Annotated in this window: 13 protein-coding genes; 4 read left to right on the forward strand and 9 right to left on the reverse strand. The window is 62.2% G+C overall.

Annotated elements, in window-relative coordinates; translation table 11 throughout:
* The first annotated feature begins 46 nt into the window (after positions 1-46).
* Positions 47-847 carry a DUF2189 domain-containing protein gene (locus tag HV823_RS18300; RefSeq protein WP_176951174.1) on the forward strand — a complete coding sequence of 267 codons (801 nt, stop codon included), beginning with the start codon at positions 47-49 and terminating at the stop codon, positions 845-847.
* Between the two features lie 827 nt (positions 848-1674).
* Here HV823_RS18300 and HV823_RS18305 read toward each other — a convergent pair.
* The 7 genes from HV823_RS18305 to HV823_RS18335 form a co-directional block, all read right to left on the reverse strand.
* Complete coding sequence (locus tag HV823_RS18305) at positions 1675-2022, reverse strand: hypothetical protein (protein ID WP_246301645.1); 348 nt, start codon at positions 2020-2022, stop codon at positions 1675-1677.
* A 76-nt stretch (positions 2023-2098) separates the two neighbouring features.
* The gene (locus HV823_RS18310) at positions 2099-2788 is read right to left on the reverse strand and encodes a L,D-transpeptidase (protein WP_176951175.1); all 690 of its coding nucleotides are present in this window, start codon (positions 2786-2788) and stop codon (positions 2099-2101) included.
* Positions 2785-3738: an ABC transporter substrate-binding protein gene (locus HV823_RS18315; protein ID WP_425487677.1), complete on the reverse strand. Its 954-nt coding sequence runs from the start codon at positions 3736-3738 to the stop codon at positions 2785-2787. Before HV823_RS18315 ends, HV823_RS18310 begins: the two co-directional genes overlap by 4 nt.
* A 347-nt stretch (positions 3739-4085) precedes the next feature.
* Positions 4086-4319: a hypothetical protein gene (locus HV823_RS18320; RefSeq protein WP_176951176.1), complete on the reverse strand. Its 234-nt coding sequence runs from the start codon at positions 4317-4319 to the stop codon at positions 4086-4088.
* A gap of 10 nt (positions 4320-4329) precedes the next feature.
* On the reverse strand, positions 4330-5403 hold the full coding sequence (locus HV823_RS18325) for a hypothetical protein (RefSeq protein WP_176951177.1): 1074 nt from the start codon (positions 5401-5403) through the stop codon (positions 4330-4332).
* Between the two features lie 241 nt (positions 5404-5644).
* On the reverse strand, positions 5645-6664 hold the full coding sequence (gene ilvC, locus HV823_RS18330) for a ketol-acid reductoisomerase (RefSeq protein ID WP_176951178.1): 1020 nt from the start codon (positions 6662-6664) through the stop codon (positions 5645-5647).
* Positions 6665-6709: 45 nt separating this feature from the next.
* Positions 6710-7396, reverse strand: a complete 687-nt coding sequence (locus HV823_RS18335; RefSeq protein WP_343051909.1) for a TetR/AcrR family transcriptional regulator C-terminal domain-containing protein — start codon at positions 7394-7396, stop codon at positions 6710-6712.
* A 407-nt stretch (positions 7397-7803) separates the two neighbouring features.
* On the opposite strand from HV823_RS18335, the gene HV823_RS18340 reads away from it, so the two are divergent.
* The gene (locus tag HV823_RS18340) at positions 7804-8187 is read left to right on the forward strand and encodes a BRA0787 family protein (RefSeq protein WP_176951179.1); all 384 of its coding nucleotides are present in this window, start codon (positions 7804-7806) and stop codon (positions 8185-8187) included.
* 305 nt (positions 8188-8492) lie between these two features.
* Positions 8493-8702, forward strand: coding sequence for a cold-shock protein (locus tag HV823_RS18345; protein ID WP_097139496.1), 210 nt, complete (start codon positions 8493-8495; stop codon positions 8700-8702).
* 111 nt (positions 8703-8813) lie between these two features.
* Here the strand turns inward: HV823_RS18345 and HV823_RS18350 are convergent, their stop codons facing one another.
* Together HV823_RS18350 and HV823_RS18355 are read right to left on the reverse strand one after the other, a co-directional pair.
* Positions 8814-10097, reverse strand: a complete 1284-nt coding sequence (locus HV823_RS18350; RefSeq protein ID WP_176951180.1) for an NAD(P)/FAD-dependent oxidoreductase — start codon at positions 10095-10097, stop codon at positions 8814-8816.
* Between the two features lie 207 nt (positions 10098-10304).
* Positions 10305-10715 carry a winged helix-turn-helix transcriptional regulator gene (locus tag HV823_RS18355; protein ID WP_176951181.1) on the reverse strand — a complete coding sequence of 137 codons (411 nt, stop codon included), beginning with the start codon at positions 10713-10715 and terminating at the stop codon, positions 10305-10307.
* Positions 10716-10862: 147 nt separating this feature from the next.
* Between HV823_RS18355 and HV823_RS18360 the strand changes: the two genes are divergently transcribed.
* The gene (locus tag HV823_RS18360) at positions 10863-11750 is read left to right on the forward strand and encodes an SDR family oxidoreductase (protein WP_176951182.1); all 888 of its coding nucleotides are present in this window, start codon (positions 10863-10865) and stop codon (positions 11748-11750) included.
* Positions 11751-11830 lie beyond the last annotated feature (80 nt).

Here is an 11830-nt window from a genome sequence, read left to right on the forward strand (position 1 = left end):
GTGCCCACGGTGACCCTGCGGTTCGAACCGGCAAGGAGGACTGAGCATGGCCACATTTCACGTGATGTCGGACGCGCAGCACAAGGTCGCCCATCCACAGGTGCGCAAAATTACCGTGGGCGAAGTCTGGGACGCCTTTCTCCTGGGCATCGACGACTTCCGGGAGCAGCCCTCGCATTACGCCTTTCTCTGCCTGCTCTTTCCGCTGTCCGGCGTCATCTTGATGATCTGGAGCTCCGGCGCCAATCTGATGCCGATCATGTTCCCGCTGACCGCAGGCTTCGCGCTGCTCGGCCCGCTGCTTGCACTCGGCCTCTATGAAATCAGCCGGCGCCGCGAAGCCGGACTGGACACCTCCTGGTATCATGCCTTCGAGATCCGCCGTTCGCCCGCCCTGCCCGCAATCCTTGCCGTCGGCGCGATGCTGGTGGTGCTGTTCGTCACCTGGATACTCGCTGCCGATCGGCTCTATACAAGCCTGTTCGGTACCGAGCAGCCCCAGTCCCTTTCCATTTTCCTGTCACAGGTGTTCGGGACAGCCGCGGGCTGGCGGATGATCATTCTCGGCCACCTGATCGGCTTCTGCTTCGCCGCCGTGGTGCTGGCAACGACCGTTATCGCGTTTCCGCTTCTGCTCGACCGGGATGTCGGCGCAGTGGCCGCCGTCGAGACGTCGCTGCGCGCCACGATGATGAACCCGATTCCGGTCGCCTTCTGGGGCTTCATCGTCGCCGCCTGCCTGATGATCGGCTCGATACCCATCTTCGCCGGCCTTGCAGTGATGATGCCGATCCTCGGCCACGCCACGTGGCATCTCTACCGCAAGCTGATCGTCGCCGAGAAATGATCGATCGGGCTCCGCGCACCGCAAGGTCACGCGGAGCCTCCGGTCCGCCCTTTGGCGATAACCGCTTTGGGTAGCGTCAAGTGGGGATATGGGCCGCAGTTCGCAATCCGATCGTTCAATATGAGACACGGACGCGCAGCGTAGCTGGAGGCTACTCCGTGACACGGCGGCGCAACAACGCGACGTGAGCGCTGGGTCAGACGCGGCAACGCAGTGCCGCCCATTTCAGCCAATACGCTTCCTGCAGCGTCAGCGACGCCGCGGAAAAGCATCGCAACATTCCGCCTTCAGGCTTTCCTCTCGCCCCAAAGGCTTGCCAGGATCAATGCGGCGATCGCTCCCAGGATCAAAACGTCGAACCAGGCGAAATGATATATGAACGTTGCCATCACACTATCCTCCCGATCGTGAAACGACTACGCCGAAATCATGTTCCCTTTCCGCGGAGATTGCAATCGGGTTCAGACGGGTATCAGCGCTTGCGTCATCTGGCGTACGCGCAGCGCATGCCGATCGGCCCTTTCATGGTCGATCGACAGGGAATTTTCCGGGCCGGCCTGAAGCGGTGCGTCTGTTTGGAGCCATTCTGTTGGCTCAAACGAAACCGGATGGCCGACCGGCCGGCGCGTGTCGTAGCCATGCCCTACGGCCAAGCCGGCCGGTCGATCAGGCAACCCGTTTCAGCCAACCCGAAGGGCCAAGCATCTTCCAGCCCGGATCAGAGGCGATCGGCTCGGTCGTACCTCAGGGGTATGCCCTTCGCCAATCGCCTCTGCCCAGACGAAAATCTGCTCCGGCAGAAGGGCTCAAAATAGACGCGAGACGCTTTAACCCGCCTCGACCGGTGCAGCCGGGGCGGCGCCGGCTGTCGCAGGCCCGATCGATTTCACCGAGCCGCTGCTGTCGATGACGCAGGTGAACCTGTTGCCGGCCGCATCGAGATCAACACGGTAGTTGGTCGCGTCGAGTTGGCTCGAACTGGTGGGCAGGATCCTGCTGCTGTCGACGCCGGACGGACCCGCCGCAGCGGTGGCGCACATCAGTTGCAGATCCGCGGGCGCCGTGCCGAGACTGGTCCGCGCCATGTCCTGCGGCGCCGGCGCCGACTGGCAGCCGGTAACCATTCCTGCTGCGGCCAGCGTGAGCCAGCCGAAAGCGATCCCCCTTGCATCCATTCCAGACACATCCTCTCTTTCGGCCGTCGCGGCCGGTTGCGTCCTGCCGTCGTCATTCCTTCTTTGTGCGATCGACTCACACGCCCTTGTAGAGGGCTGCCCCCTGCATCAGCACGATCACTTTCGCGCCGACGTCGACGCGATCGTAGAGGTCGATGACATCCTCGTTGTTCAGGCGAATGCAGCCGGACGAAACGTCGAGCCCGATCGTCCAGGGCTCGATCGTGCCGTGGATGCGGTAGATCGTGTCGCTGTCGCCGACGAACAGATACATAGCCCGCGGTCCGAGGGGATTGTCCGGACGGCCACCTGGCATGCCGGCCGCCCATTTCGCCGCATTGGGATCGCGCGCCACCATCTCCGGCGGCGGCGTCCAGGTCGGGTTTTCCGCCTTGCGGCCGACACGAACCATGCCGGCCCAGCCAAAGCCCTCGCGCCCGACGCCGATACCGTAGCGGATCGCCTTCCCGCCCGGCTGCACCAGGTAGAGAAAATGCTGGTTGCCGTCGATGATGATGGTGCCCGGCGCTTCGGCGGTCCTGAACGGCACGACCTGCCGCTGGAACGCTTCGGGCAGTTGCTTGTTGCGGGCATAGAGCTGCCGGGCCTTCTTCTTGTCGTAGTCGACCCATTTGCCCGTCTTGGCATCGTAAATCTGCGTCTGCGCCAGCGCCACAAGCGGCCCCAGTGCGATGCCAGCCGCCGCCAGAAGCAATCCCAGGCGACCAAGGCGGCTCGTCCTTTTCTTTTCCCGAACCGCACTCATGGCTTGGCCCACCCCTCGACCCGCGCTTCGTTCTGCTCGACCCACTTCCGGGCGAATTCAAGCGGTTCCTGGCGCTCCACGCCGAGGGCGTAGCTCATCTGCGTCACCTCGTCGGCGGTAAAGTCCGCATGCTCCAGAAAGTTCGCGACCTCGGGCCGCTTCGCGGTAAGCGCGGACGAATAGCCGATCTGGAAATGTGCCGCATCCCAGGCGGTCGTGGCACTCGACTTCTCGATCCAGAGCGGATCGCTGGCCGGGGCGAGCTTCCACTTGGCCGCATCGTGTGCCGGTTCTTCCAGCCTTGTCAGTTCGTGAAGCTGAAAGACGTGGTGCGGCGCGTAGCAGTAGAAGACCATCGGCTGGTCGGTGGCGACCGCCGCATCGACCGCCGCCATGGCGACGTCCTCTTCCGTCTCGACCAGCGTCATGTTTTCGCCGTAGCCGTAGCTTTTGGCCCGCACCTGCTCGATCCCCGTCGAAAGCCAGGTCGGAGCGCCGATCCACATCTCGCCCTTGCCGTCGCCGTCGGTATCCAGGACTTTCGTCTTCTCGGGATCGCCGAGGTCGCCTATGGACTTGATCGTCTTGGCTGCCGAAGGCGTGGCGCAGAGCCCCTGCCACGCAGCGACGCTCTTGCCCGCCAGTGTAACGGCACCCTTCTCGTCGACATACTTCCTGACGAGATCGTCGAAATTCGGCCGCCAGATTTCCGGCTGCACGTCGACCGTTCCCTTTTCCAGGCCGACGAACGCGTTCATCGTACCCATCGGCTTGACGTCGACGGCAAGCCCCAGCGTCTTTTCGATACCGATCTTGAGAATGTTGGCGGTTGCCTGCCCGGAGGGCCAGTTCGGCGCGGAAATGACGAGATCAGCCGCGTGCGCGCCCACAGCCGCAAAGACACTGGCAAAAGCCGTCGACAATAAGACAATCGATGCACGTCGCTTCACAGCACACTCCCAGGAATTCCAGAAAGAACTGCATGTATGCAAAGGCAATCATGTTGATGGATTTGTCGCCGGCTCGCTTCTCTCCTGAAGCATCCCCGTCCGGCGACATCCCTCACTACGCTGGCGAAGATGCACGGACTTGCCGGGGGCGTCAACGCACCCTCGGGCTGGGATCACATAAAAGCGGTGTAAAACGAAGGAACAGTGCAAGTGGACACAAAAAAAATCCTGCAACACTCGGGAAAGCCACGCGGTATGGCAAACAAATCTTGCAGATTACTAATCCCAGTCGCATTCCCTCACAGTAACAGGACTATGAGGATACCCACTCTTCGTTGGCAGGGGGATCAAAACGCCCTGACAGCCCCCACGACATCGACAACGACATCGAGGCCGTCAAATGTTTTCGGAAGCTTCTGCACAGTCGCCGGCTTGGAGACTTGAACGTTTATGGCGAGATCGTCGTGCTTGTCATTCAGACTGATTCCGATACCGACCACACCACTTTCATTGGCATATGCTTCCTCGAAGTCCTTCTGGATCGCGGTCGCCTGGTCGATCGAATGCCGCAACGCACCCATCGCAAAATCCTCAGATCAGTATTACGCCCAACTGAGCCTTGACCGAAGATATAGGATTTCCGCCAGTGATGCCAAGGTTTCCTGCACCGCCGGATTGTGACCCCGCAAACAGAAGCGCCACCGGAACGCCCTGGCCATCGACGATGAGTGAACCGCTGTCGCCGGGTGCAGAGAACGCGCGAGCGGGATTGTTGTCCATTTCGAAGGTGATCTGGCCGTCGAAGCGCGCAAGCCCAACCCCCATATTGACGACGTAGTTATTCACATTGACCGCCCGCACCTTGCCGGCCGTATGCCTCGTTGTCCGCCCGGTCTTGAAGACCGGCATCCCCGGAAACGCCTGCACGACACCCGTCGGCTGCAGGGTCAACACCTGAACTGGAGGCGTACGGCTATCGTAGATGCCGCGCGTATCTACGCCTCGCCCATGGTCTCCCAACTCTGCGAACGCAGCATCCACGGCATTCGGCAAGCCGCCGAACTGAATTGGGACGAAGCGGGTAAGACTGCCAACCACATCTCTCGTCCGGTGCCCGGCGTCGCCTACCGCCTGCTGGATGACGGGTGTGCCGATCGGCACCCGATTCACGTCGGCCAACACATGGTTGTTTGAGAGAATGCCCATCCTGTCGCCTTGGGAATCCCGGCAGAAGCAGCCAAGGGTACCACTGTAGTTCACCGTTGCCGGCGATGTGCTGCATCCGATGCGCAGCGGCTGGTTCCGGGTCTGGGTCCACAATGGGACTTGCCGACCTATATAGATGATCTCCGCCTCGCGCCTTGAAAGAGTGCGGATCTCGTCGATCACCGAACTGTTCATCAGCAGGTGGTTTTGAACGAGAACAGCAAGTTGCGCTTCCTCGTCCCCGGGTCCCTCCGCGATGCCGAGCGCAATATCCTCTGCGATACGCCGGCGGGCGCTGGTCAGCGAGCGGCGGCGGGCTTGTTCTTCGTCCATGAGAATCGGATCGACAAAGGTGGAAGCCGCCGGCGCCTCGCCGACAGCGGCCATCGGCAACTCTTCAAAATTGAAGACCTTGCGGAAGACCTCTCCCTGTAATTCCAATGCGGACTGCAGTTTCACGGCACGCCCTCCATCGATCAACTACAACCAAAGGTAAAATAGCAGAAAAAATGCCCGCAGCGCAATGCTCTATAGAAAGGCGGCGCCTGCACGTTCGCCACGCAGGATAAGCGGCCCGAGAGAAAGTGGCATGGGTTAACCCCAAACAATCAAGAACGCCGAGAACACGAAAAAACCGGACGGTTGCCCGCCCGGTTTCAGCAATGAGATGCAAGCTCGCCTCAGCGAGACATCGAAATGATCAGTTGACCGACTTGTCGACCAGCTTGTTCTTGCCGATCCAGGGCATCATGGCGCGCAGCTTGGTGCCGACTTCTTCGATCTGGTGGGCGTCGTTGTTGCGGCGGATGCCCTTGAAGCGTGCGCCGCCAGCCTTCCATTCCTGCATCCACTCGGAGGTGAACTTGCCGGTCTGGATGTCCTTCAGGACGCGCTTCATCTCAGCCTTCGTTTCGTCGGTGATGATGCGCGGACCCGTGACGTATTCGCCCCACTCGGCCGTGTTCGAGATCGAGTAGTTCATGTTGGCGATGCCGCCTTCATAGATCAGGTCGACGATGAGCTTCACTTCGTGCAGGCACTCGAAATAAGCCATTTCCGGGGCGTAACCGCCTTCGACCAGCGTTTCGAAACCGGCGCGGATCAGCTCGACGAGACCGCCGCAGAGAACGACCTGCTCGCCGAAGAGGTCGGTTTCGCACTCTTCCTTGAAGTTGGTTTCGATGATGCCCGAACGGCCGCCGCCGACGCCGCAGGCGTAGGAGAGCGCGAGGTCAAGGGCGTTGCCCGAGGCGTTCTGATGAACGGCAACGAGGCAGGGAACGCCGCCGCCCTTCTGGTATTCGCCACGAACCGTGTGGCCCGGACCCTTCGGCGCGATCATGACGACGTCAACCGAGGACTTAGGCTCGATCAGGCCGAAGTGGACGTTGAGGCCGTGTGCGAACGCGATGGCAGCGCCGTCACGGATGTTACCGGCGATCTCGGCCTTGTAGATGTCGGCCTGGAGCTCGTCCGGGGTCGCCATCATCAGGAGGTCGGCCCACTTGGCAGCTTCGGCAACCGTCATGACCTTGAAGCCGTCGGCTTCGACCTTCTTGATGGTCGGCGAGCCCGCCTTGAGCGCGATCACGACGTTCTTGGCGCCGGAATCCTTGAGGTTGAGGGCGTGTGCACGGCCCTGCGAACCGTAGCCGACGACGGCAACGTTCTTCGCCTTGATGAGGTTGAGATCGGCATCACGATCGTAATAGACGCGCATTTTCGTTTCCTTCCCTTGCTTGTCAGACAGTTTCGGCCAGCCGCCCTATGCGTCGGCCATTGCACCTACGCCGTAGAGGGTGAGGAACGACGTCACCGCCCGTTCCGCCCGCCCGGCGAATTCCTTTTTCATGGCCCGCGGATCCTCGCCGAGCAGCATACGCAGATGCGCATCCGTCACGATCAGTCCGTAGAGCGTGCCGTAGGCCTCATCCGCGTCTTCGAACGCCAGCAGGCCCGCCTTGCGTCCGGCCTCCAGCAACGTCGTCGCGCGGCGGCCGATCTGACGGCGCCCGCGCTCTTCCAGCAACCGACCTAGCGTCGCCTCGCCGCTGGCCGCACCGCCACGGCGCTCGCCCCTGACCGTCTGGCCAATCGCCAGCCTGTTCAAGGCCAGCGACACGTCGCCGGAAAGAACGTCCAGCAGGTCGAGCGCGAACGCGGACAGATGCCGGCGCAGCCCCTCCACCGTCAGCGTCTCGGCCCGAACCTCGACGGTCCGGACCTTGCCCGCCTGATAGCCGATCATCGCCGACAGCAGGCCGTCACGGTCGCCGAACCACTTGTAGAGGCTTTCCTTGGAGCAGTTCGCGGCGCGCGCGACGCCAGCGGTCGTCACCGCCTTTTCGCCACCTTCCACGAGGAGGTTGAGCGCGCTTTCCAGCACGGCGCTCTGGCGCTCGGTCAGACCGGCCCCATTCACCTTCGCTGCGCTCTCCTCGACGACCTGCACGATCCACCCTTACAATATTCAAGATTGCGTACCGTACGGTACGGTTCGGCGACGTTCTAGGCCGATTGTCACAAACCGTCAACTGCAAATCCGCCATGCCCCTACGATCCCGCACGAACGCGTCAAAATCGGACCGGTCGACACGATTCTTCAGTGCAAAGCAGGTCCTGGCCGCAATGTCGCCCTCGTGCCGCCATGAATCTGCACATGAGAACGACTGCTTAAACGATTGAACGGAAACAAAATTCCCAAATGGCGGTAAATTAGCGCCCATTCACGCATCATTTTTCTCTTCCCAAGACATTTCATCTCGATAGAATTGGTGAGGTCGCCTTTCAGGATGTCAGCAACCTGAGAGCGATCGCTGCAGGAGTAAGCAGCTCACCCCGACGCCAAGGAGACAGAAAATGATGAGTTTCCTGCCTGACCTTCACGAAGGACACGCTCCGATCACCCTGCAACTTCTCTTTCGCGACGCAATCGATGCCTTCCACGACTGGAAGCCCGGCGAACCCGAACCGTCGGTGATGCACGAAGGCACGCTCGTGCCGATCAGCACAGTCTTCGATGCCATGCGCGAATGCACCGACATTCTGCCCAAGACCGCCCGGGAACTGGTGACCGAACGGCTGACCAAACCCTGGGACGGCGAAGGCCCGCTGGATGTCATGACGTTCTCCACGGCCGCCCGGGTCATGGCCGTCCTCATCCGCAAGCGCCGTCTGCAGGAAGGCGAAGCCCCGTCGGTCTTCGTTCAGACCGAAGGCTGCGCCGCATCGCCACTTCATTGATGCCTGAATTGGCCGCCGCGCCCCCCGCGGCGCGGTGGATCTCGTCCGGATGGCATGCCGCGTGGTTGCTGCCTGCGGCATGCGCAGCCGCCAGAAAGACAGCTTTCCGGCCATCAAGGCGCGCGGCTCGTACCTTGACCTCGTCAAGCGAACCAATTATTTCTCTTGGATCGACAATTGAACGACGACTTTTGCTTTTGCGCTTCAGCGCAGTTTGACGAACTTCCCCTTCAATTTCGACCAAATCCAGTTCTTCGGTCTTAGGACCGGTGAGCTATCAGCAATGCCACAGAAAGGGTTTCGTCATGGCAACTGGTACCGTAAAATGGTTCAACACCACCAAAGGCTACGGCTTCATCGCTCCCGATAACGGCGAGCCGGACGTTTTCGTACATATCTCGGCTGTACAGCGCGCGGGCCTCGCTGGCCTGAACGAAGGTCAGAAGGTCAGCTACGAGCTCATCCGCGACCGCAAGTCGGGCAAGATGTCCGCCGACCAGCTGGTCGCCGCCTGATTTTTCAAGGCAGCGCCGCCGCCGATTGCGGCAGCGGAGAGTGACCTGGAAAGGCCGGAGCGATCCGGCCTTTTTTCTATTCCGTTTCCCACCCGCCGAACCGAGGCGCGCCTACGGCCCCTCCCGGCTTTCCCGCTGCTGAATCGTTTCCCTCTGCGTGATCAGGCGGGCGCTGTGCTGGCCGCTGAGGAAGATCCACAGCCAGCTCCAGGCGACGGCAAAGCGGCTGCGCGTGCCGATCAGGAAATAGATGTGGGCGATGCCCCACAACCACCAGGCAAACGCGCCCTTCAGCTTGAACTTTCCGAATTCGATGATCGCCGCACGCCGGCCGATCGTGGCAAGGCTCCCCTGATGCCAGTAGCGGAACGCCCCCGGCGCGGGCCTGCCCGATAGCCTGGCGCGGATGAGACGGGCGAGATAGGTGCCCTGCTGCTTGGCCGCAGGCGCGATGCCCGGCACCGGCTTGCCATCTTCCTGGATCACCGATGCCGTGTCGCCGATCACGAACACATCCGCAATGCCAGGCGCCGACAGGTCCGGCCCGACGATTGCCCGCCCTGCCCGGTCACAAGGTATGCCGAGCCAGCGCGCCGCCGGGGAGGCCTGTACGCCGGCCGCCCAGACGAGCGTGCGGCTCGGCACGAACGTGTCGCCGATCGTCACCCCCTCGGCCGTGCAGGCGGTCACCGGTACGCCGGTGCGCACCTCGACGCCCAGTTTCTCCAGCGAACGCCGGGCATAGTCCGACAGCGGTTCGCTGAAGGCGGCCAGGATGCGCGGTCCGGCCTCCACGAGAATGACCTTCGCCTGACGCGTATCGATATGGCGGAACTCTTCGGGCAGGGTGCGTTGCGCCAGCTCGGCGATGATGCCGGCGAGCTCGACGCCGGTCGGGCCGGCGCCGATGATGACGAAGGTCAAAAGCGCCTCGCGCTCCGCCGCATCGCTCGAAAGTTCCGCCCGCTCGAAGGCAAGCAGGATCCGGCGGCGGATGGTCGTGGCGTCCTCCAGCGTCTTAAGGCCCGGAGCGACCGGCTCCCACTCGTCATGGCCGAAATAGGCGTGCGTCGCGCCTGTGGCGAGCACCAGCGTGTCGTAGGCGACCGTGCCACCACCGCCGAGCTGCACGGTCTTGGCCACAGGATCGACGCCCACGACCTCGTCCAGCAGCGTTGTGACCTCCGCCCGGTGGCGGTAGAGATGGCGGATCGGCCAGGCGACCTCCGAGGTCGCCAGGACCGTGGTTGCGACCTGGTAGAGTAGCGGCTGGAAGAGATGATGGTTGCGGCGGTCAATCAGCGTGATCCGAAGGGGCGCACCCTTCAGCGAATTGACGAGCTGAAGGCCGCCAAATCCGCCGCCGACGACTACGAGGTGATGAAGATCCTGCATTCCGAAATTCCGCCTGCTTTGTGCCCGGCATCACCATCGAGACCTGACGAATGTCAGGGCGATGCGCCTAGAGCTACAATCTTCGCGACAGTAGATGGGCACAACGGCTTTCTTTTCATGCGAGCCGTGCACTGAGAACAGCGGTCAGGCTGGGACGGGATCGGCGATAGTCGGCCCCGTGCTGTCGGGACGATTGAATGCGCGAGCCTAGTCCCTGCCCTTTCCGTCGAAGGCACTGCGCGCCCTCCTGATGGCGGGATGATTGTCCTGCGACCACTGCACGAGCACCCGCAGCGGTACCAGCAGGGATTGCCCGAGTTCGGTCAGCGCATATTCGACACTGGGCGGCTGGGTGGGATAGACCGTGCGGATCAGGTAGCCGTCGCGCTGCAGATCGCGCAGGGTCTGGGTCAGCATGCGCTGCGAGATGTCGGGAATGAAACGCCGAAGCTGCGAAAAGCGCATCGGCCCGTTGGCCAGCGCCAAAATCATCAGCGAGTTCCATTTCCCGCCGATGTGATCGAGCACGTCCCGCACCGGGCAATTGTCCCTCGACATGGCAACACCGTCAATGATGATCACCCTTTCGCCTTCGGTCGGCTGCGCAATCCTGTTCATGGCAAGGTTCCTTCCAGGTAACCACGGGAGCCAAAACTGCCTCCTTTACAAGCGCCGTTCCTAGCATAGAACAGGCCAAGGTCTCAATATGAGACCATGAAACGGAAGAGAACCACCTCTCCCGATGGACCTGAAAAGGGAATTGCAATGTCCGAGACCATCCTCATCACCGGCGCCGCCGGCCAGCTTGGCCGCATCGTCCTCGACCAGCTGCTCGCATCGGGCGAGATCGCCCCCGCCTCCATCATCGCCGCCTCCCGCGATACGGCAAAGCTTGCAGACTACGGCGCCCGCGGCGTTACCCTCCGCAAGGTCGATTTCGACGATCCATCCAGCCTGCCCGCGGCCTTCGCCGGCGTCGACAAGGCACTGATCATCTCGACCGACGCACTCGGCGAACCGGGCAAGCGGCTGAACCAGCACAAGGCCGCCGTCGAAGCCGCTGCGAAGGCCGGCGTAGAGCGTATCTTCTACACCTCCCTGCCGCAGCCCGACGACTCCCGCGTCACCTTCGCCGGCGATCATCTTGGAACAGAGAATGCGATCAAGGCGACCGGCATCCCCTATACGATCTTCCGCAACGGCTGGTATCTGGAGAACCTGTTCATGGCGCTGCCGCATGCCCTGAAGACCGGCCAGTGGTACAGCGCATCCGGCCAGGGCCTCATCGCCCACGTCGCACGCGCCGACATCGGCGCTGCGATCGCGGCATCCCTTCTGTCGCAGGACAAGGACAGCAAGATCTATACGTTCACCGGCCCGGCAGCCCATACGGTCGAGGAGATAGCCGCCGCCGCCGGCAAGGCCACCGGCCTGCCGTTGCAGGTCGTCCACGTCAGCGACGAGCAGCTCGCCGAGGGCCTGAAGGGTGCCGGTCTGCCGGATGTCCTGATCCCGACGATCGTCTCGTTCGATACCAATACACGGGACGGCAAGATCGCAATGGTGACCGGCGACATCGAAGCTCTGACGGGACGCAAGCCGCAGAGCCTGGAAGCGTTCCTCGAACAGAATGCGAAAGCGCTTACGGCTTGAAGCCATCCGCCGGCGAGGCCGCCTTGGCGGCCTCGCCACCAGCCCCCCACCCCCAAGTCCGTGCTCCCGACTCAGGGATT

The organism is Mycoplana rhizolycopersici (genome assembly GCF_013378445.1).
GTDB classification, from domain to species: Bacteria; Pseudomonadota; Alphaproteobacteria; order Rhizobiales; family Rhizobiaceae; genus Mycoplana; species Mycoplana rhizolycopersici.